This window comes from Photobacterium indicum (genome assembly GCF_003026215.1).
Classification (GTDB): Bacteria; Pseudomonadota; Gammaproteobacteria; order Enterobacterales; family Vibrionaceae; genus Photobacterium; species Photobacterium indicum.
The window spans coordinates 694,659-716,780 of sequence record NZ_PYOC01000001.1 but is presented as its reverse complement, the minus strand read 5'-3'; the positions used below and the strand labels follow the sequence as shown (position 1 = coordinate 716,780).

Below are 22,122 nucleotides of genomic sequence, written 5' to 3'. Positions count from 1 at the left end.
GAATAATATTATGTCTTCACACTATCGAATTGAAACAGACAGCATGGGTGACGTGCACGTTCCTGCAAAAGCACTTTATCAAGCCCAAACACAACGAGCCGTTAATAATTTTCCGATCAGCGGGATTCAAATGCCCCACGAATTTATTAAAGCACTGGCATACATAAAGCAGGCAGCAGCCCGAAGTAACCTTGAATTGAAGCTACTTGATGACAAGGTTGCTCATGCCATCATTGATAGCTGCCAAGAAATTATTAATGGCGAACACTTTGAACAATTTCCCATTGATGTATTCCAAACAGGTTCAGGCACTAGCTCTAATATGAATGCCAATGAAGTTATCGCGACACTTGCATCACAAAAAGTAGAACAAAACGTAAGCCCTAACGACCACGTAAATATGGGCCAGAGCAGTAATGATGTTATTCCCACCGCCATTCAAGTAAGCGCTGCAGTTACCTGCCATTTTCAATTATTCCCTGCATTAGAATACTTAACTCAGGCATTAGATAAAAAAACAGCAGAAATTGGTCATATTGTAAAAACAGGGCGTACTCACCTAATGGATGCTATGCCTGTAACCCTTGGTCAAGAGTTGCAAGGATGGAAAGTTCAACTCGAACGTGCACAACTAGGTATTCAACATGCACTAGATAATACTTCCGCACTTGCACAAGGCGGAACAGCGGTAGGCACCGGAATTAATGCTGAACCAGACTTTGCTGCAATCTTTGCAAATAATATTTCAATCTCAACTGAAATTCCTTTTACATCAAGCGATAACTTCTTTTATAACCTAAGTAGCCAAGATGCAATTGTTGCGCTATCTGGACAACTTAAAACCTTAGCGGTTGCAATTTTAAAAATATCGAATGATCTACGTTGGATGAATTCAGGCCCACTAGCTGGATTAGGTGAAATTGAACTTGAAGCCCTTCAACCCGGATCTTCAATTATGCCCGGTAAAGTTAACCCGGTTATTCCAGAAGCTGCTGCAATGGTTGCAGCACAAGTCATCGGTAATGACGCGACCATAACCGTCGGTGGACAATCTGGTAATTTTCAGCTAAACGTTATGTTGCCTGTTATTGCACATAATCTGATTCAAAGTATCGAATTAATGGCGAATGTCTCTACCCTGCTTGCAGACAAAGCCATTAGTACATTCATTGTTAGGGAAGAAAACCTGCAAGTCGCACTCGCTAAAAACCCTATATTGGTTACCGCTCTTAACCCTGTAATTGGATATTTAAAAGCAGCAGAAATAGCAAAAAAAGCCTACAAAGAACAAAGAGCGATTATTGAGGTAGCAGAAGAAGAAACTAATATTAGTCGCGAAGAATTAGAAAAACTGCTGAACCCAGAAAAACTGACACAAGGTGGCGTTGCACATTAAGATTGGTCTGCACATGCGAACTCAGTTTCGAACCCAGTATCCATGACTCTAAAATTACACATATTTGAAAAGAAACTGTCACATTAACAACTTAATCTAGCGGCAACTAAAAGACAGAATATATTTAATTTCGTGAAGGATACGCAGTTTGTTATTTGATAATCACAAGAAGACCATTAAACCATACTTGGCTATTTTCGATTTAGACGAGACCTTGATCGCCGCTGATTCTGCTAGCTTGTGGAATGCCTTTCTTGTTCAAAAAGGTCTCGCACCGCAAACGCTTCTTGAAGAAGAGCAACGCCTGATGCAGGCGTATGCAGAAGGCACGTTAGACATGAATACCTATATGGAAGCCACACTTCAACCAATCAAAGGGTGCGATATTACAAAAATTTCAGCACTGGTCGAAGAGTTTTTGGAAGAGAAAATTAAACCTGCACTCTATCCTGATGCGCTAGCCCGTATTGAGTGGCACAAAAAGCGCGGTGATCATGTGCTTATTATCTCGGCAACAAGTGAGCACCTTGTTAAGCCCATAGCCACAATGCTCAACGTTGAAGATGTCATCGCGATTGAACTAGAAACAATCAATGGTATTTTTACAGGCAATACCAAAGGCACATTAAGTTATCAACAAGGAAAGGTGATACGAATGAAAGCATGGTTAGATAATCAAAACATTGAATTCAAAGGCAGCTACGGTTACAGCGATTCTATCAATGATCTACCAATGCTTGATGCCGTCGATCGTCCATTTGCTGTAAACCCAGATCCAGCATTGTCTCTACATGCTCAAGTAAATGATTGGACCATCATGGATTGGCGTCACGATAACAATATATTACGCTAGTCTTTATCGGTATTACCACGCTGTTCTGATTATACACCAACGCAACAAGCCCTTTTACGTTACCCCAAAGTTACTAGGCTATTGAACAAAAAGGGCTTCTATCCACAATATCCCCATACCTTACCCCTTTACTCCCGACGAAACTCAAATCTGATTCATATTTCTTTTAACAAATAACTATCGCTTTTATCGTTTAGAAACAAACAGGTAGAGATAAGCAGCACTCCTTACGATAGATTAGATAGTTCCTTCAAAAAAATCGAATAACTTGTTCGGCTGAGAACGGTTATAACTTTTCAATAACAAACTAGAATGAATGTTATTGAAGGTTAATAAGACACGTTTACATGAAAAATCATCCAAACCAATATGATTGGGTATCAATTACTTTACATTGGGTCACTGCAATTGCCGTTATCGGCTTGTTTGCCGCTGGGTTATGGATGGTTGACTTGAACTATTACTCACAATGGTACAAGCCCGTTCCACATTGGCATAAATCGGTTGGTTTACTGCTCGCTTTTGCCACTATTTTCAGATTGTTATGGCGCTCATTTAAAGGGCACCCAGAGATAAAAGGGGCGGGATGGGAAATTACGTCAGCCAAGCTTGCACACAGTGCGCTATACCTTCTTATGTTTAGCTTGTTTATATCGGGTTACCTAATTTCGACCGCCGACGGTCGATCAATTGACGTATTTAATTGGTTCTCTGTACCTGCACTAGGAGAGCTCTTTGAAAACCAAGCTGATATTGCAGGGGAAGTACATTACTACCTCTCCCTCAGCTTAATTGCACTCGTTGTCATTCACGCTATTGCAGCGTTAAAGCATCACTTTATTAATAAAGACAATACATTAACCAAAATGTTGGGAGTTAAAGAAAAATGAAAAAACAGCTATTAGCCTTAGGCTTATTTACCGCAATGACAATGCCAAGTATTGCGTCAGCAGCAGACTACGTGATCGATACTCAGGGTGCACACGCATCAATTAACATAAAGATTAAACACCTTGGTTATAGCTATATTAAAGGTCGTTTTAATACGTTTGACGGTACTTTTAGCTATGATCCTAAAGATATCGCGGCATCAAAAGTATCAGTCAATGTTGATACAACCAGTTTTGATACTAACCATGCAGAACGCGACAAGCACGTTCGTAGCGGTGACTTTTTAGATGTTAAAAAATACGCGACAGCCTCTTTTACTAGCACAAAAGTGACAGACAAGGGTAATGGTGAGCTAGCAATTACAGGCGATTTAACCTTACACGGTGAAACGAAGCCAATCACTATCGATGCACAGTTCATTGGTGAAGGTGAAGACCCATGGGGTGGTTACCGTGCTGGCTTTGCAGGCACAACCCGCATAGAGCTTGAAGACTTTGGCGTACCTGTTATGGGTGAGTCAAGCTATGCCGATTTAGAGCTGCATGTTGAAGGCGTTCGCCAGTAAAACGCATTAACAAAAAGATATATGAAGATTATTTAACCCCCACAAAATCCGACGCCATGTCGGATTTTTTATACTTCTTATCTTATCGACCTTAACCACTGTTCCTTATTTGCCCTTGATGGTCACCAATTAGTCCTCAGCAACATAATGTTACATAAGTCAGTAAGTAGAAATATGAACCATAAGATAGGATGTGAGTCATAATAATGATCGATAATATTACCTCGGGCTCAACATCGAAATACCAGAGGTAATTAAGAAGGTAAATGTAATGACTCCACAAGAAAAAGAACTGATTCAGAACGTTGCTAATAAGCTAAAACAAAGCCCTTCGAAAGCAAAAGACGCAGATGCAGACCAACTGATCGGTAATGAAATAGGCTCACAACAAGATGCTGTTTACAAATTGACCCAAGCTGTTTTGGTTCAAGAAATGGCATTAAAAGAAATGAAGCAAAAAAATGATTATCTAGAGAAAAGCGTTGAGCACCATAAATCAGAGTCTAATCGCGGTGCGTTTAGCAAAATGATGGGAGGCAACCGTCCTGCTCCGCAACCACCACAGCCAATGAATCAACCAAGTGCATTTGGTAGCTTCATGCAAACAGCTGCAAGTGTTGCTGTCGGTATGGTTGCAGGTAACATGATCAGTAATATGTTGTTCAATAATGATGAACAGCCCGCAGATACTACAGCAGCAGACACTGCAACAGATGCAACTACCGACCCGACAGCAGATGCAGGCACAGAAGAACTGGCATCTACTGATGAGAGTTCAGGTGGTTTCTTAGACGATTCATCAAACAGCTTTGCTTCTGACTATTCAGATTCATCTGGTGGTTTCGGTGATTCAGGCTTTAGCGACACAACCAGTGGATTTGGTGACGCTGGTTTTGGCGATTCAGGCTTCGGTGACTCTGGGTTTAGTGACGATTCGCTTGCCAATAATTCATTCGGCGGTGGTGATGACTTCGGTGACTTTGGCGACGATGTTTAAGTAATAAAGCATTCTTCTATATTTTTAAAAGCCGAAGATTACGATTAGTCAGTTCGCACTTCTAATCAGTAAGTACTTCGGCTTTTTACGCTTATTTAGAAAAAGTTTAACCCAAACGCCCTTTTAACATCATCTAATACGGCTTCTGATTCGTCGCGGGCTTTATCTGTACCTTGCTTCAAAATAGCAATTAATTCTGTTTTATCAGACAAATAATGATCTCTGCGTTCACGTATTGGCCTTAGCATTTCTTGTAAGCACTCCTCCAAAATTTTCTTAGTGGTTCCATCGCCTAAACCACCTCGTTGATAATGTTCTTTTAGTGATTGTATATACTCGGCATCAGGGTGAAATGCATCTAGATAGGTAAATACAACATTACCTTCAACCTGACCAGAATCGTTCACAGATAAATGATTCGGATCGGTATACATGGATTTAACGGCTCGAGAGATATCCTTTTCCGATGAACCGAGCATGATGGTATTACCCATTGATTTAGACATCTTACTTTTGCCGTCAGCACTTGGTAAGCGTGACACTTTACTCAGTAAGGCTTTGCATTCCACCAGCACTTCTCTTTGTGCTATGTGGTTAAGCCTTCTTACTATTTCATTAGTTTGCTCTAGCATCGGTAATTGATCTTCACCAACCGGAATTAATGTTGCTTTGAAAGCGGTAATGTCAGCCGCTTGGCTTATAGGGTAAGTAAGAAAACCTGCTGGAATTGAGCGTCCGAACTCTTTACTTTTAATTTCATTTTTAACTGTAGGGTTTCGCTCTAGTCGAGAGATAGACACTAGGTTTGAATAATACATAGTAAGTTCAGATAACGCAGGAATAGCGGATTGCAAACAAATGGTTGTTTTAGAAGGGTTAATACCGACGGCTAAGTAATCGGCAACCACATTTAAAATATTGGAAGACACTTTCTTCGGGTTATGCCCGTTATCTGTTAGGCCTTGCAGGTCTGCCACCAGCACAGTTTGATCATACTGCTCTTGCAGTAGTATACGCTGCTGTAGCGAACCCACTAAGTGCCCTAAATGTAAAGGCCCTGTTGCTCTATCACCAGTGAGGATTTTTTCTTTCTTTAAATGTGTATTTTTTTGCATCGTTATATCTCTGAAATAGTGCGCCGGAAATATAACTTGAGTGTGTTCTTAAGCTACCTTCCGGCGGCTTTTGAACATAAGAATTCAGCGCCGCTCTAAAAAGAACGCCACCAAGAATTTGAAATGAAAGTACGGAGAGAATTTGTTTTCATGCTTAATAAGCTATCAAGACTTTTTCCTTTATACAAGGGAAGGCTCAAACAAAACAGCAATAACTGCGTATCCAATAAAAATCCACTTTTCTATCTATTTCTAGCATTCGTGAAAAGTGGATTTTGAGCTCAGCTAAAGTGCACATCTTTATGGGTGCAATATCATTCTAGATTGATATAGCTACACTCTACGATAAGGTAAGTACGTAGGTTCCCACATATGTATTGCCAGTTCTTGTTGAATATTTTTGCCACGAAGTGGGCTATTCGGTTCTGTTGTCTGCATATTTTCAAGAATACGCGTAGCAACCACCATCGATACTTCTTTAAGTTTACTGATACGAGGGAATACGCATCCTGCCGCAAGATCATCATCCGATATACAATCGGCTAGCGCGTAAGATGCCATTGTAAACATATCTAATGTAATTTTTGGCGTGCCCGATACAATGGAAGCTAAACCAACACCAGGGAAAATAAACACATTATTACCCTGCCCGATTCGGTATTCTCTTCCATTATAATTCACATCACCAAATGGGCTCCCTGTTGCCACAATCGCTTGCCCATCACTCCATTGGTAAACATCTTCCGGTAAAGCTTCACAGTTTGCAGTTGGGTTAGAAAGTGGGAACACCATTGGGCGCTTGGTATATTCCATCATTTTTTGAACATGTTCAGCTTTAAATGCCCCACCAATACCACTCGTGCCCAGCAAAACCGTTACAGGGTGGTTATTGATTAGTTCAGTAAGGCTAACTTTACCGAGCTCTTTCGTCTGCCAATTATTGGCTAATTCTCTTGGTTTCGCATAACGCTTTTTATATTCATCTAACCCTTCACGATCATCAAAAACTAAACCTTGAGAATCAAGTACGAATATTTTTTCTCTTGCTGTGCTATGCGAGCAACCTTCTTTTAATAAGCCTGCATATATCTGGTCAGCGACTCCTACACCGCCAGCACCTGCGCCATAAACAACGTAAGTTTGATCGGCGAGTGTTTCTTCTTTAATTTTGACCGCACCAAGAATACCGGCAAGAACAACAGAACCCGTACCTTGAATATCATCATTAAATGAAGGTAAATCATCTTCATAATCGCTCAGATTATCAAACGCATTTGATTTACTAAAATCTTCCCATTGAAGAACGGCTTTTGGAAAGTGCTGCTGTATTTGCTTCACGAATTTACGAATAAACGTTTTGTATTCTTCACCACGCATACGTTTACGGGGCATACCCAAGTACATAGGATCATCGAGCAAATCTTGATTGTCGGTACCGACATCTAACGCAATAGGTAAACAGTGCGCCGGATGAATGCCCGCACCCAAGGTATATAGTGACAGCTTGCCAATAGGAATACCCATGCCGCCAACCCCCTGATCACCTAACCCAAGAATACCTTGGCTATCTGTGACCACGATTATTTTAATGTCTTTTCCTGTGAAATGACGGGCCATGTCTCCCATCTGATCAACACTGTCTTCTGTGATATATAAACCACGGGCTTTTTGGTAGCGGTGACTAAACTCCTGGCATGCCTTGCCTACTGTCGGGGTATAAATAATCGGCGTCATTTCTTCTACATGGCGTGATAACAATGCGTAGAATAACGTTTCATTTCGATCTTGTAAGGCGCGTAAAAAAAGGTATTTTTCAATATCCGTCGAGGCATTGCGGAAACCGTCATATACCCGATTAAGCTGATCATCGAACGTTTGTACTTTAGGGGGTAATAAGCCAACCAAGTCGAATGCTTCACGCTCTTCGTAGCTAAATGCTGTACTTTTATTTAAATTACGATCGTTTAGTAACTCTGTGCCTGTTAATGCTACAGGTCTGAAATCATTACCACGCTCATCTTTCCACCTTAGGTATTTTCCTACGGTCATGATATCCCTCCACTTAATGAACAAATGAATATCAGTCCTCAAATGTCATCCATCAAAACGCCATGTTTTTTTGATAAGAGGGCTGATATGCCCAAGTTACCTCAAGTAGCTTGGGTATAAATATATTCCGAAGCATGTGCATTACAGAATATATTAAAATACTCTACGCGCTTTTTTCCATTAAAAATGTGAAGTAAAAGAGTCTGTAGCAATTTTCTTATTACAAAGATAAACGAATAAAAATGAACAAAATTAGAAAGAAATTGTTCGGCAGGTTGGTGTTAATAATACAGTTTTAACCACGTTTTCATCAAGCATTAATATATCGCCCCCACGCGTGAAATCATCCTCATGCGCATTACACACAAGTACCAGGTCATATGTACCTAACGGTAAATAATTGACTTCAAATGTCCCTTCATTGATCGATGTATCAACATCTATTGCAGTAAAAGTATAAGGCGCATAATCTGATCCTAAATCGCCGTATTCCGGCGTTTCTGTACCGTAAAGATAAACAGCGGCATCATTAATATTCCCTTCGCACGCCATATCATGAACAGTACCATTCAGCGTCGCATACGCAGTTATCTGCATCGTTCTATCATCATATGTCTCTGTTGCACTACACACTGTACTGAACAGTGTTAATAAGCCTATGATTGCTTTCTTTTTCATTACAACATCTTCCCTTTACTGACAATATTGAGCATAACGTGCTTTTACCTTCCTATGTAGCAAGCACATCTAAACCTAGGCAGTTTTGACAAGAATTTTACATTACGAATGGAACTTATTGAATTTGATGAAAAATCAAGCTGCTTCACGAACATTAGTATCAGGTACTTGTGACAGCCTATTCTTCTCTGTTTGTAAGTATTTTTAGTAAATAAAAGGTTTAGGTATAAAATTAAGTTTACCTATTCACAAGCGAGTCACGAATTTGTTAACTCAACGCACCACTGTATTGTCTAGAATCAGCATACAAAGTACGTTACTGTCTTTGTTCTTTTTGGTGTCACTGTTACTTTCTGGTTGCAGCACAAAGCAATACAATGTTGTAAACGATATTCCTTTCAAAGATGATCACTTTAAGGAATGTGTGCTTTCATATGATGAACAGCAACTCAATAAATTCAATGAATTAGAATGTTCGAACAGCCACATTACATCTGCCAATGAAATACGCTTTTTTCCTGCGATAGAATCATTAGACTTGTCAAATAATCAGCTGACGACGTTAGACGTTACCAACAATACCTTGCTTAAAACTTTATATTTACCTAACAACAATCTGAAAAATCTCGATGTATCTGCCAACCCTTTATTAGAGTTTCTGTATGCCTATAACAATCAACTCAGTGAAATTGACCTTACACACTCACCGCTAATAAAAGAGCTTATTCTTGTAGGGAACCAATTACACGACTTAAATATCACAGCCAATACAGTACTGGTTGATCTTCTTGTGTATGCCAATGCGCTCACTGAACTAGACATATCAAAGAATACTCAGCTGGAATATTTACAAGCAGAAAAAAATCAAATCGACACGCTAAACATCAGTAATAATCCTAATCTGAGCGTTTTACGGGTTGATCCTTCAACTAAAATTATCGGCATTCCACCTACGATTACCCCATCGATAATTGATACATCAACGCCTTCTCGTCGAAGTGAAATTCGCATAGAACCGTACTTTTATTGAACGTATTTTTCGTTAAATCACGGATAAACTGTCATGTATACCATTATACTATGCAATAATTACCGCGAATATTGAAAATGGATTTCAGATATCATGAGCAATTTATTTAAAGACATATACTCACAAGAGTTCTACAACCAACTGTCGGAAATAATGCTCGTAACCATTCCTTCATTTAATAAAGAAACCTTTACTCAATTAATTTTCAATGACTATTTTATTCATTACGAACTAAAGGAGAGAATGACGCATACTGCAAAAGTGCTTCATCACTTCCTGTCTGATGATTTTGGCGAAGCCGCAGAAACAATAAAGCAACTGATTGATAATTTACGTCTTGCTGGCATCAAGGAAAAAAGCATTGAATTTATGTTTTTTCCTGAGTATATCTCTATGTATGGTATTGATAAGTATGAAGAGTCTATTTCGGCCTTTGAATTTATAACACAGTTCACCAGCTGTGAATTTGCAGTAAGACCTTACATATTGAAGTATGAAGAAAAAATGTTAACTCAAATGGTGCTGTGGTCAAAACACCCCAATAATAAGGTTCGCCGTTTAGCAAGTGAGGGATCAAGACCACGGCTGCCCTGGGCAATGGCTTTACCAAGCTTAAAGAAGAACCCTATGCCTATCTTCCCTATTTTAGACACCTTGAAGAATGACAGTTGTGAAGTAGTAAGACGCAGTGTTGCGAATAACTTAAATGATATATCAAAAGATAACCCTAATTTTGTTATAGAGACGGCACAAAAATGGCTGGGATACACAAAAGAAACTGATGCACTGATCAAACACGCAAGTAGAACACTGCTGAAGCAAGGCGAATCGAAAACACTTCAATTATTTGGTTTTGATAGTAAAAATATCATGTTATCAAACTTTGATATCCTGACGCCAAATGTAAAAATCGGCGATGCCTTAGAATTTTCATTCTCGATCACCAACGAAAATAAAACATGTAAAACGCTAAGGCTAGAATATGGTCTGTATTATAAAAAAAATAATGGTGACCTTTCTCGTAAAGTTTTTAAAATAAGTGAACGTGAAATAGAACCGAATAAAGTATATAAGATTAATAGAAAGCAAAGCTTTAAACTTATAACAACACGGAAATTTCATACTGGTATTCATCAGCTTTCTATCATTATTAATGGTCAAGAAAGCCAAATCAAAGACTTTGAATTAGTCAGTTAGTTTTTGCTCTTTAAGCAATTTGTCGATGCCTAGATAGCGACTGACTTTGTAGCGTTTTTGTCAGTTGTTCAAACTTGGTTTCTTGCTTAAGAAAAGCGGCGACAATAGCCGGATCAAAGTGATATCCACTACTTTCATATATGATCTTTTTCGCTTTTTCAAAAGAAAATGGTTCTTTATACGAACGTACACTGATCAAGGCTTCGAACACATCGGCAAGTGCAATAATACGCGCAGAAAGCGGAATATCTAGCCCTGCTTTTTGATGCGGGTAACCAGTACCATCCCAATGCTCATGATGATATAAAATCACATCTTTTATAATCTGGTTTAGAGGTGTATCTACATTCATACTTAATGTGCAAAAATGCTCATAACCAAGTGTTGTATGTGTTTTTACGACGTCATACTCAGACACAGTCAAAGTGCCTTTTTTAAAAATAATCGATTCAGGAATAAAGCTTTTCCCCAGATCATGCATGATTGCGGCAGTATTCATGCTTGCTATAAATGATGTATTAATTTCCGTATAATCATTCATTAATACATCAAGTAGTAACTGGGTGAACAATTTAGTTTGTTCAACATGGTATTGATATTCACCATCGATAAAAATTTCATTTGAATAACCGACACTATTAATTACGTTGTTCATGTTTAGCTACAATACCAATATTTACTATATTAATGATTATTTAGACTTCAAACATTACATTAAGTAGATGTTCTAAATACATTTCCCTAGCATAACCAAGTCATCTAATTTGCCTTCCATACAGTAAGCGGTTATATACGCACGTTATCTCAAGAGACTCGTTTCAGCGAAAATCCTAGATTTTAAGATAACGAGAGCGTAAGTATATTAAAATATACGCTAATAAAAACTTTGATTTCACTACTAAAAAGTACGATAAAATAGGCATTAAATGGAAAAAGACGTCAATTTGTTTAGCATTAATCACATAATAATACTTGTAGTTCTTTCATAAGCATCCATTCACTTGGCTTAAAGTACATGCTGTATAGATAAGAAAGGCTATACTCTATAATAGATATTTTCACTATTTAATGAGCTAAAAATAGACTTAACGTACTGAACTAACGTGATTTATTGTTAGTAATAATACCATTCGAAGTAGGTTAATGGTCAGGTACTTGTTTAGATTGATATAAATCCCTACCGGAGGCCATATGAAAAGGGTCTTTTATATTAGTGACGATTTAGATGATCTTGAATTAGTAGAATATGAACTTGAATTAAGTGGTATTAGCACACCACAAATTCATGTACTTAGTGATAATGATGCAGAGGTCTCTTCTCACCACCTTCACCCAGTAAGATCGGTAATGCGTAATGATGTGATTCATTCAACTGAAATTGGCGCGGTCATTGGTGTATGCGCAGCTGTTCTTGTGATCTTGGCTGCTTATATCTCCGGCGTAACCGAAACAACAGGCTGGATACCCTTTATTATGCTTGCCATCGTGATACTCGGTTTTATTACTTGGGAAGGCGGTCTGTTTGGTTTTCAGGAATTGCATTATCAATTCCGTCGGTTTAAGCGCGTATTAAAATCAGGTAAGCATGTTTTAATGGTCGATATAGAGCCTTCACAAGAAATCATGTTAGCAAATATCATTATTGCACATGATCACTTAGAACCCGCAGGTATCGGAAAATCACCCCCTAAATGGCTAATTAGTGCCCACAACCAGTGGCATACCATGATGCATAAGATGCCGTAATCTTGCTTGATAGAATTCCACTGAGTAAAAAGCCAATTACTTATAATGATTGGCTTTTTATTTTTATGGCGAACCAGCACTATGTCGATGTAAAAAATAGCGTTCTAAGGCTAAATATATATTCTGCTTCTGTCGCCATTAATGTAAGCAATACAAGCAAGGCCAAAGGCGGTAAAAAAATAGAGCAAACTAACGCCAATTTCTCCCATAACATATGCATAAAAATACTCGCGATTAATCCCGCTTTCAATAACATGAAAATGATAATCAGCGACCAGCGCAATATGCCTTGTACATGGAGGTAATCAACCATATATGACAAGGTACTAAGTAAAAACAATAATCCCCACACCTTCAAATAAAGGCTTATAGGGTGCTGTTGATGAGCTTGTGTTGCATGCATGACGACCTCCTTACCATAAATAGAAAAAGGCAAAGATGAATACCCACACTAAATCGACAAAGTGCCAATAAAGCCCAGCTATTTCGACTATTTCATAACGATTATTTGATTCATTTGATTGCGTTTTTTCATATCGCCCACGCCACACTCGCCACGCTATTGTCAGCAGGTAGATAACGCCAATACTGACATGCAATCCATGAAATCCTGTGATCATAAAGAAACTGGCACCAAACTGTGCAGCACCTAGATCATTCCCCCATGGGCGAATGCCTTCTTCCACGATCAATTTGGTCCATTCGAATGCTTGCATACCGACAAAAGCGATACCAAATAATGCCGTAATAAATATTAATGCAGCGGTTAATTGACGTCGACCTTGATATCCAAAATTAACAGCCATAGCCATAGTGCCGCTGCTGGTAATCAGAATAAAGGTCATGATTGCGATTAAAACTAATGGAATATCTTGACCGCCAAGGTTTAAAGCAAAAACGTCGCTGGTAAGTGGCCAAGGTTCGGTAGTGGTCATTCTGACTGACATGTAGGCAACTAAAAAGCTGCCAAAAATAAAAATATCACTGAGTAAAAAAAACCACATCATGGTTTTATTTGGCGATATTTTGAAGACGGCTCGATCTGCTGAAAAATCGTCAACGACTGACAGCCACCCACTAGAACTACAGTCAGATTGAAGAGAGGATTCTGGTATATTTGCGCTTGATGCTTGTGGTGTTGATGGCAAGTGTGCCATATGCGTTTACCTCACTATGTAAATCGCAATAGCCCTAATAAAAACAACCAAATAAGTAATAAAAAATGCCAGTACCGAGTACATAAATGTAATGACTGATACAGTGAATTTGCATGCCCTTTTTTAGCGTTATATAACACTAAAAACAGAGCTACAAGCCCACCCAGTACGTGCAATCCATGCAGGCCAGTTAAAAGATAAAAGAAGCTGTTGGCTGGATTATTGTCGACTGTAATATTTTGGTCTATTAAATATTGCCACGCCCAAAGCTGAGTAAAAACAAACCCTAAGGTGAACAACACCGCCACGATTAATATAGAACGACAAGCCACTACCGATGGTAACAATGCGGCTTTACGACGGCAATTAGCCATCGCAACACAGCTCATCAAAAGCATAGCAGTGCTTAAGCTGAGCTGCCAAGGTTCACTTAATGACTGCCAATCGTTTAACGACATACGTATTTTGTACGCTACTGTAAACAAGAAAAACAGCATAGTGATAACTGCCATAAAAACCCATAACCCTATAATGGCAGGTGACGAGGTATCGGCAGGTAAGTAATTCTCGGTGGCATCTGGCGTTAATGTGCTTTTAGATTCAGGCTCCAATTTCTTGTTTGAATGATGTTGCTTATTCATCACCATCCCCTTTGTCTATGGGTATCTTAACCCCCTCTTCAGGTATTGAACTATCTACATGTTCCATTAGCACCTGCTCTGGCGGTATGTTTTGTGGAATAAAATCCTCTTTAACATTGGGGACACTGTAATCATACGCCCAGCGATAAACGATCGGACAATGTAAGCCCCAATTGCCGTGTTTAGGAGGCGTGTCTGGTGTTTGCCATTCTAAAGATGTTGCAGACCAAGGGTTCGCTGCAGCTTTTTTCCCTTTAAATACACACCAAAATAAATTGAACAGAAACACTAGCTGTGCCGCGCCTACAATCAACGCCATTACAGTGATAAAAGCATTTAAACTTTGTGCCGATTCAGGAATGAAATCGTAGTTTTCGTACGCATAATAACGACGGGGAACACCCAATATTCCCAAGTAATGCATTGGAAAATAAATAGCATAAGTGCCCAAGAAGGTTATCCAGAAATGAAAATGCCCCATTGCCGTATTAAGCATCCGCCCTGTCACTTTCGGGTACCAGTGATAAATACCACCGAATATGACTAATACTGGGGAAACCCCCATCACCATGTGAAAGTGAGCGACAACAAAATATGTATCTGATAACGGAATATCAACAATAACATTGCCAAGAAATAACCCCGTTAAACCACCAATTAAAAAGGTACTCATGAAGGCAATAGAAAACAGCATCGGCAAGGTTAAATGAATATTACCTCGCCATAATGTGAGCAACCAGTTATACACTTTTATCGCAGTAGGAACGGCAATAACGAGGGTGGTAGTGGCAAAAAAGAATCCGAAATACGGATTCATACCGCTAACATACATATGGTGGGCCCATACCACAAAGCTAAGAACACCGATGGCTAAAATAGCCCAAACCATCATTTTATAACCAAAGATATTTTTACGTGCGTGAATACTAATAAGATCAGACACTATCCCAAAGGCTGGCAAAGCAACGATATACACTTCGGGATGACCAAAAAACCAAAAAAGGTGCTGAAATAAAATAGGGCTGCCGCCGTCGTATTCCGTTAATTGCCCCATAGAAACAATGGCAGGCATGAAGAAACTGGACCCCAATAACTTATCAAACAACATCATAACGGCACTAACAAATAACGCAGGAAAAGCCAATAACGCCATAATTGAAGCTGTAAAGATCCCCCATACTGTTAGGGGCATGCGCAGTAATGTCATGCCTTCCGTGCGAGCTTGTAATACTGTGGTAACGTAATTTAGCCCACCTAACGTCGCTGCTACTATGAACACTGCAAGTGAGATCAACATCAGTACAATGCCCCACTCAACACCCGGCGTGCCAGGCATAATCGCTTGAGGGGGGTATAACGTCCAACCAGCACCTGTTGGTCCACCTGTCACAAAGAAGCTCGCAATTAAGATCAGAGAAGCCAGAAGATAGAACCAATAACTCAACATATTTAATAGCGGAAACACCATATCCCGTGCGCCAACCATTAATGGAATTAAGTAATTACCAAAGCCCCCCAAGAAAAGTGCTGTCAGTAAATACACAACCATAATCATGCCGTGCAATGTCATAGACTGGTAGTAAGTATTTACATCGATGAAATCAAATTGCCCTGGAAAGCCAAGCTGTAAACGCATTATCCATGATAAAACGAGTGCAATCAGCCCCATCGCAATCGCCGTTAGCGTATACTGAATGGCAATAACTTTATGGTCTTGGCTCCACACATATTTGCGCCAAAAGCTGTGAGCATAAGCGTCTGAATCTGCTGAATTCGAAGAATGATGTTCAGTCATAACAAGCTTGTCTCATTCAAAAAAATCGTGATATAAATTACTTAGATACAGATTTGATATAAGCAATAATGGCGTCAACTTCCTGATCATCAAATTGATAAACAGGCATGATGGCGGGATAACCTTTTACTATTTCAGCTTTAGCGTTAAGTATCGATGTACGCAGATATGCCTCGTCGACCACCACTCTTGCATCATCAGACATAATTTCCGTTTTTCCATATAAACCTAACCACGTAGGTCCGACACCAGGGTTACCATTTAAACTATGGCAACCAATACAGCCATTCACTTCCGAAAGTGTTTTGCCTAATTCAACTGGGTCAGCCTGTGTTTTACGAGTAGGATCTTGAGTTTGAGCAAAAGTAGGTTGAGTCGCGAGCCAGCTTCCGAATTGCGCATCATCTTCGACAATCACTCTTCCTCGCATATTAAAATGCCCTACACCACACAGCTCAGCACAGAGAATCTCATAGCTACCTCGCTTCGTTGGAGTGAACCAAATATATGAAACCGTACCGGGTACTAAATCCATTTTGGCTCGGAACTGAGGTACATTAAAATCGTGCAAAACATCTTTAGAACGCAGTAATACTTTATAAGGCGAAAAAAGTGGAAGATGTAATTCGGGGCTAAGTATAACTTTGTCGTCTTGAGAGGCGGGATCATTAGGATCAATACCCAAAGGGTTTTTACTGCTTACCCATTGAATGCTACTTTTCCCTAACTGTTCATCTTCACCGGGAAAACGAAAACTCCACTTCCACTGCTCACCAACAACCTCTACCAGTTTTGCGTCATCTGGCACGCTAACATACTCACCATATACCGCTAAACCGGGAGCGAGTAATCCCACAATTCCGACAGTGGTTAAGCCAATTAGCCACGCTTCCAGTTTTTTATTTTCAGGTTGATAGGCAGATTTCCTACCCGGCTTATAGCGGAATTTTATGACACAAAAAGCAATCAATAGGTTGATTACTATAAAAAAAGCCCCCGTAATAATAAGGGTTAGTGTTAACTGATTGTCGATTTGTGACCAATTTGACGCAGCAGAGGTTAGCCACCATGGGCTAAGAAAATGAAAAGCAACAGATGCAATTACAATAACGATTAATGCAATGGCAATAACCATAGAAAACACTCTAATTATTCTTGATCATATCCCTGATTTTATGAATAAAAAATACCCCTTAAAAAGAAGTCATCACATATTTCGGCAATGATCTTGTCACTATACCCAAGTCACTTCAAAATGCTCGTTTCAGCGAGAATTTGTTGGGCTCTGGGCAAGGTGCTAATTTATAGACGTAGTGGTTCTACATTTAAAATTAGCAACACCGCATAGAGCCCAATAAAACTCGCCCTTCGGGAGTGATTCAGTGTATCTACTTCTGTGTCAAATGTGTTTGAAAGGGAATGCCATTCCTGCACACATTTTCCTTGAATTAAATACGCTGAGATCACTCTGAATCCTGCATCTTGAGGTGACTTGGGTATAATCTTAGTGGGGTTCATTTAAATTCGCGACCCAAAAAACTGCAATCTAATCTGCTTACGCAATTGTGAGACAAGGATATTTCACATTCTGTCGTTTTTATTCAATTAAACAAAACTGAACTCAATTACAATATTATGTTATGTTTAAAAAGCAAAAATTGCACGGATCATCATGAATTCAACATTGTCATTGCCACAACTTGGTTGGCATGCTTATTTTCAGCAGCAGTTGTCATTAGAAGAACTCGAAAATTGCCAGATTGGTCGAGTGCTTGCGCACCATCGTAGTCTCTATGTTATTCAAACTAAAGCGGGGAGTTTTTCTCTTGAGATCAGACCGAGTATGCCTACGTTAACTGTTGGGGATTGGATATTACTTGATAGTGAACAACAACTAATAAGATTACTCGACCGTCTAACCTTACTCTCGCGTAAAGCCGCGGGCAGTAAAGTCTCGGAACAGTTAATTGCAGCCAATGTCGACACACTTTTTATCGTCAACTCACTCAACCAAGATTTTAATTTAAGTCGTATCGAACGCTATCTTGCTATTGCACACGACAGCGGATGTGAACCCGTGATTATTTTAACAAAAGCAGACTGTTGTGATACGCCAGAGTCGTTTAAGCAACAAGTGCAAGCGCTTGATCCATTCTTAATGGTCGAGGCTGTTAACAGCCTTGATACAGACAGTGTCGAAACACTAAAACCATGGTGTAAGCAGGGTAAAACAGTCGCATTTGTTGGTTCATCTGGTGTGGGGAAATCCACATTGGTTAACACCTTAATACAGAGTCAAGATCAAGAAACAGGCGGCGTAAGAGAAGATGACAGTAAAGGCCGTCATACAACCACGAGTCGGTCGATGCACATTATGCCAACAGGGGCATTACTTCTTGATACTCCTGGTATTCGAGAGTTGCAAATTTCAGACTGCGAACAAGGCGTTGAAGAAACATTTAGTGATATTGCTAAGTTATCTCAGCAATGCCGCTTTGCTGATTGCCAGCATCAAGCAGAACCCAAATGCGCCGTACAGAAGGCAATTTCTATTGGACAGCTAGATGAGCGTCGATTAAATAATTACTTTAAATTGCTAAGAGAGCAAGAGCGTAACGGAAGTTCAATTGCAGAAATGCGCAGTAAAAATAAAAACCTAAGTAAAATGTACAAATCAGTGCAAACAAGTGCACGAGAGAACAAGGGAAAATAATTCGTTTAATAGAAAGAAAGGAATAGCAAAGAGGATTAAGGAAACCAGTAAATACTTAGTGAATGGTACTTTTCATTACTGGTTACTTGAATACGGTTATACCGTATGAATAAACTCTTAAGTGAGTTAACTATTCGCTTAGATTAAACGAATTTTAATCGCCTGAAGCTTGTTTGAAGAGTCATCCATGATGAACTCAACAAGGCTGCCTGATACAGGTAAACCGCCATTTACACTTGAGGCATCAAAGCGGATATCACCACCAAGATCACATGTAATTAGGCCATTGTTGTCAGCAGAGTTAAAGCTACGGATAATACCAGTTTGTGAAGTCATAATTATTTCCTTTTTACCCAAACAATGCTTTAGAGCGTTATGTTTGAGGCATATCAAATTGAGTAGATAGTTAGTTCCGCTCACATCTTTGTGGCGGAAAATATCTTTTAACTCATTGACCTTTATTCCTTTACAGCTAAGAGTTCACCCTACTCAATAGCTCATCACCGCATTATCGTTCGCAACATTAACGATAGCAGTGGAAAGAAATCATTCATTTGATCTTCTTTAATTTTCTTCTTTACAGCAGGCTTTGGCGAGAAGCAGGAAGTGCGAAGTGTTCTTTGAAAAAATCATTGATTAGGTCTGAGTTGCAGACGAGATAAACATTAAACGTAATTTATCTGTCTGTAAATATTTTTATTGCAATAAAACGTGATAAAAATCACACTAAATATCAATTTAACGATAATTCATTGATTTTAAAGATTTAAATTACAACCCCCTCTCCTAAGCACCCTTCCCTATCTTTGTAATAAAATGTCTATTTCTCGTTTATGCACGCTTCTCTCAACACCATGACCGGATTAACACTCAAATTATTACTCAATTATTTCGAACAACTTGAACTAAAAAACACCATAGAAAGAGATCTAAATCACACCTATTATGAATATCAACACGCAGACAAGCTGCGTTAAACAAATTAAAACAACTCATAAAAGGGAAAATCATGAACAAAACAATCGCAAGCCTCATCGTTGCAACAACTCTTTTTTCAGGCTCAGCACTTGCAAGTGTCAATCAAGGTCTAAACCTGATTGTTACGCCACAAAAAGGCGGGGCTTGGGTAACAGTAGAAAAAGATGGCGCACCTCAAGCAGGTTTAGACGTTACTGTTAAAGGCGGTCAAAAACAGCACTACACCACATCTGAATCTGGTCGAGTATTTGTATATAGCTCGTTTGAGGCGGCTCGTTCAATGACATTCGAAGTTTCTGATGAAGATGGCACTACAGTTTCAACTCAGCGTTTTATTTCATCTAACCGCTCATAATAATATGGATATATGCATACTAAAATACAGCACTTAACACCCTAAATTGTCGCGACAAAAGGACTTTAATCGCGACTGTTGTACGCCATAAATATGAATAACTTCACAACATTAATTCATCACTTCTATACTATTAAGCATGTTCCATTTGCCTTTTACATCAGTTATTACTTCTGTTTAAGCCAAATAGATATTTCCCGCAGTCAAAGGAAGGATGACGACATGCACCGAATTCCACCTACTCTGCCAGACAACAGATTAATGCTGTCTTGCTGGTACAACCAAGATTTTCGCCTGAGCCACGACTTCCCTTCCGCATAAGCCTTCTTGTTATCTAGCGCTTGTACACCAACAAGCCAATTCAAAAGTACCAACAGCGCTATGCTTTAGATAAGCATTACTGTTGATCATTTATTGAATCCGTTATTGCCATTTTTATTATTAACAACGTAGAAAAAGCACAATCGGCATAACGGCTGTTATTGAGGCTATATCAATGAAACGTATACCAGAACCGTTCCGCATTAAAATGGTTGAATCTATCCGTATGACAAACGAAGAAGATCGACGTGAAGCTTTAATTGAAGCGGGTTATAACCCTTTCATGTTAAGAAGCGAAGATGTTTATATCGACCTACTGACAGATTCAGGCACAGGCGCAATGAGTGATGTGCAATGGGCAGGCTTAATGATGGGAGACGAATCTTATGCCGGAAGCCGCAACTACTTTAATTTATGCGATGCTGTAAAACATTTCTTTGATTACAAACTGACGGTTCCAGCGCACCAAGGGCGCGGTGCAGAGCAAATATTATTTCCGTGCTTAATAGAGCGAATGAAAACAGTACGTGGTGGTGATAAACCCGTCTTTATATCGAATTACCACTTCGATACAACCGCAGGCCATATCGAGCTTAATGGCGGCAAAGCCATTAATGTACTGACTGAAAAAGCGTTTGATACAGAAACGTATGACGACTGGAAAGGAAATTTCGACCTCGATAAACTGCAATCAACCATTGAAATCTATGGCTCGCACAATATTGCCGCCATTATCACCACGGTGACATGTAATAGTTCAGGCGGGCAACCCGTTTCAATGGCTAACATGCGTGCGGTATACGAGATTGCGAAAAAGAATGATATTCCAGTTGTGATCGATTCAGCACGCTATTGCGAAAATGCCTACTTTATAAAGCAACGCGAACCTGAATACGCCGATACATCCATTCTTGAGATTATTCGCGAAATGTATCGCTATGGTGACATGCTAACGATGTCTGCTAAAAAAGATCCAATGGTCAATATTGGAGGCTTATGCTGTATTCGTGATCATGAAGATCTTTTCCAAGCAGTACGAACTCGTTGTGTACCAATGGAAGGGTTTGTCACTTATGGCGGAATGGCTGGGCGTGACATGGAAGCCCTCGCCCGTGGTTTATATGAAGGTGCAGATGAAGACTTCCTTCACTATCGTATTAGCCAAGTAGAATACTTAGGTGAACGTTTACGAGAAGCTGGGGTACCCATTCAATACCCAACGGGCGGCCATGCTGTCTTTGTCGACGCAACCAAAATTTTGCCTCATATCCCCAATGAACAATTCCCTGCTCACGCATTATGTAATGAGCTCTATTTAGAATCTGGTGTGCGAGCCGTAGAAATTGGTTCGTTATTACTAGGCAGAGATCCTGAAACAGGTAAACAAAAAGAATCGCAATTAGAATTAATGCGCCTCACTATTCCGCGTCGTGTATATACCAATGATCATATGGATTACGTTGCCGATGCATTAATCGCAGTCAAAAAACGAGCAAGTGAAATTCGAGGTCTCACCTTTGAGTATGAACCACCTGTACTACGCCACTTTACCGCTAAATTAAAACCCGTTAAGTAATTTCTGCTTATAAACTAAATGTAAAATGAGCTATTTCATATAGAAATAGCTCATTACTAAACCAGAATA

21 protein-coding genes are annotated in these 22,122 nt (G+C 39.5%); 11 read left to right on the top strand and 10 right to left on the bottom strand.

Going from position 1 to position 22,122, the window contains the following annotated elements; translation table 11 throughout:
* The first annotated feature begins 10 nt into the window (after positions 1 to 10).
* The 5 genes from C9J47_RS03075 (at position 11) to C9J47_RS03055 (ending at position 4,702) form a co-directional block, all read left to right on the top strand.
* Positions 11 to 1,396, top strand: coding sequence for a class II fumarate hydratase (locus C9J47_RS03075; RefSeq protein WP_107252195.1), 1,386 nt, complete (start codon positions 11 to 13; stop codon positions 1,394 to 1,396).
* Positions 1,397 to 1,544: 148 nt separating this feature from the next.
* Positions 1,545 to 2,249, top strand: coding sequence for an HAD family hydrolase (locus C9J47_RS03070; RefSeq protein WP_107252194.1), 705 nt, complete (start codon positions 1,545 to 1,547; stop codon positions 2,247 to 2,249).
* 347 nt (positions 2,250 to 2,596) lie between these two features.
* The gene (locus C9J47_RS03065; RefSeq protein WP_107252193.1) at positions 2,597 to 3,139 is read left to right on the top strand and encodes a cytochrome b; all 543 of its coding nucleotides are present in this window, start codon (positions 2,597 to 2,599) and stop codon (positions 3,137 to 3,139) included.
* A complete protein-coding gene (locus tag C9J47_RS03060) occupies positions 3,136 to 3,705 on the top strand; it encodes a YceI family protein (RefSeq protein ID WP_006230431.1) in 570 nt (189 codons plus the stop codon). Before C9J47_RS03065 ends, C9J47_RS03060 begins: the two co-directional genes overlap by 4 nt.
* 271 nt (positions 3,706 to 3,976) lie before the next feature.
* Positions 3,977 to 4,702, top strand: coding sequence for a DUF2076 domain-containing protein (locus C9J47_RS03055; protein ID WP_107252192.1), 726 nt, complete (start codon positions 3,977 to 3,979; stop codon positions 4,700 to 4,702).
* Positions 4,703 to 4,797: 95 nt separating this feature from the next.
* Here the strand turns inward: C9J47_RS03055 and trpS are convergent, their stop codons facing one another.
* The 3 genes from trpS to C9J47_RS03040 all read right to left on the bottom strand — a co-directional run bounded on the left by trpS (position 4,798) and on the right by C9J47_RS03040 (position 8,544).
* Positions 4,798 to 5,817 carry a tryptophan--tRNA ligase gene (gene trpS / locus C9J47_RS03050; RefSeq protein ID WP_211321679.1) on the bottom strand — a complete coding sequence of 340 codons (1,020 nt, stop codon included), beginning with the start codon at positions 5,815 to 5,817 and terminating at the stop codon, positions 4,798 to 4,800.
* 333 nt (positions 5,818 to 6,150) lie between these two features.
* Positions 6,151 to 7,866, bottom strand: a complete 1,716-nt coding sequence (locus C9J47_RS03045; protein WP_107252190.1) for an NAD-dependent malic enzyme — start codon at positions 7,864 to 7,866, stop codon at positions 6,151 to 6,153.
* Between the two features lie 252 nt (positions 7,867 to 8,118).
* Positions 8,119 to 8,544, bottom strand: a complete 426-nt coding sequence (locus C9J47_RS03040) for a hypothetical protein (RefSeq protein WP_107252189.1) — start codon at positions 8,542 to 8,544, stop codon at positions 8,119 to 8,121.
* Between the two features lie 289 nt (positions 8,545 to 8,833).
* On the opposite strand from C9J47_RS03040, the gene C9J47_RS03035 reads away from it, so the two are divergent.
* Together C9J47_RS03035 and C9J47_RS03030 are read left to right on the top strand one after the other, a co-directional pair.
* A complete protein-coding gene (locus C9J47_RS03035) occupies positions 8,834 to 9,574 on the top strand; it encodes a leucine-rich repeat domain-containing protein (protein ID WP_245903264.1) in 741 nt (246 codons plus the stop codon).
* Between the two features lie 93 nt (positions 9,575 to 9,667).
* Positions 9,668 to 10,771, top strand: a complete 1,104-nt coding sequence (locus tag C9J47_RS03030) for a DNA alkylation repair protein (RefSeq protein ID WP_107252187.1) — start codon at positions 9,668 to 9,670, stop codon at positions 10,769 to 10,771.
* Positions 10,772 to 10,781: 10 nt separating this feature from the next.
* Here C9J47_RS03030 and C9J47_RS03025 read toward each other — a convergent pair whose 3' ends face one another.
* Complete coding sequence (locus tag C9J47_RS03025) at positions 10,782 to 11,426, bottom strand: HD-GYP domain-containing protein (RefSeq protein ID WP_107252186.1); 645 nt, start codon at positions 11,424 to 11,426, stop codon at positions 10,782 to 10,784.
* Between the two features lie 536 nt (positions 11,427 to 11,962).
* Here C9J47_RS03025 and C9J47_RS03020 point away from each other — a divergent pair.
* Complete coding sequence (locus tag C9J47_RS03020) at positions 11,963 to 12,517, top strand: NAD/FAD-utilizing enzyme (protein ID WP_107252185.1); 555 nt, start codon at positions 11,963 to 11,965, stop codon at positions 12,515 to 12,517.
* Between the two features lie 79 nt (positions 12,518 to 12,596).
* On the opposite strand, the gene C9J47_RS03015 is transcribed toward C9J47_RS03020, so the two are convergent.
* The 5 genes from C9J47_RS03015 to C9J47_RS02995 are packed head-to-tail and all read right to left on the bottom strand — an operon-like array spanning position 12,597 to position 17,245.
* The gene (locus C9J47_RS03015; RefSeq protein ID WP_107252184.1) at positions 12,597 to 12,920 is read right to left on the bottom strand and encodes a cytochrome C oxidase subunit IV family protein; all 324 of its coding nucleotides are present in this window, start codon (positions 12,918 to 12,920) and stop codon (positions 12,597 to 12,599) included.
* 10 nt (positions 12,921 to 12,930) lie between these two features.
* Positions 12,931 to 13,674 (bottom strand): heme-copper oxidase subunit III family protein, encoded by a 744-nt coding sequence (locus tag C9J47_RS03010; protein WP_107252183.1) that lies wholly within the window; start codon positions 13,672 to 13,674, stop codon positions 12,931 to 12,933.
* 14 nt (positions 13,675 to 13,688) lie between these two features.
* Entirely contained in the window at positions 13,689 to 14,315 is a 627-nt protein-coding gene (locus C9J47_RS03005; protein ID WP_107252182.1) for a cytochrome c oxidase subunit 3, read from the bottom strand.
* Positions 14,308 to 16,110 carry a cytochrome c oxidase subunit I gene (gene ctaD, locus C9J47_RS03000; protein WP_107252181.1) on the bottom strand — a complete coding sequence of 601 codons (1,803 nt, stop codon included), beginning with the start codon at positions 16,108 to 16,110 and terminating at the stop codon, positions 14,308 to 14,310. The genes C9J47_RS03005 and ctaD overlap by 8 nt, the downstream gene beginning before the upstream one ends.
* Positions 16,111 to 16,147: 37 nt before the next feature.
* Entirely contained in the window at positions 16,148 to 17,245 is a 1,098-nt protein-coding gene (locus C9J47_RS02995; RefSeq protein ID WP_107252180.1) for a cytochrome c oxidase subunit II, read from the bottom strand.
* Positions 17,246 to 17,782: 537 nt separating this feature from the next.
* Here C9J47_RS02995 and rsgA point away from each other — a divergent pair.
* Positions 17,783 to 18,823, top strand: coding sequence for a ribosome small subunit-dependent GTPase A (gene rsgA / locus C9J47_RS02990; RefSeq protein WP_107252179.1), 1,041 nt, complete (start codon positions 17,783 to 17,785; stop codon positions 18,821 to 18,823).
* A gap of 138 nt (positions 18,824 to 18,961) precedes the next feature.
* On the opposite strand, the gene C9J47_RS02985 is transcribed toward rsgA, so the two are convergent.
* The gene (locus C9J47_RS02985; RefSeq protein ID WP_006230449.1) at positions 18,962 to 19,159 is read right to left on the bottom strand and encodes a S1 domain-containing protein; all 198 of its coding nucleotides are present in this window, start codon (positions 19,157 to 19,159) and stop codon (positions 18,962 to 18,964) included.
* Positions 19,160 to 19,832: 673 nt separating this feature from the next.
* On the opposite strand from C9J47_RS02985, the gene C9J47_RS02980 reads away from it, so the two are divergent.
* Both C9J47_RS02980 and C9J47_RS02975 read left to right on the top strand, forming a co-directional pair.
* Positions 19,833 to 20,156, top strand: coding sequence for a hypothetical protein (locus C9J47_RS02980; protein ID WP_006230450.1), 324 nt, complete (start codon positions 19,833 to 19,835; stop codon positions 20,154 to 20,156).
* 496 nt (positions 20,157 to 20,652) lie between these two features.
* Positions 20,653 to 22,053, top strand: a complete 1,401-nt coding sequence (locus C9J47_RS02975) for a tryptophanase (protein ID WP_107252178.1) — start codon at positions 20,653 to 20,655, stop codon at positions 22,051 to 22,053.
* Positions 22,054 to 22,122 lie beyond the last annotated feature (69 nt).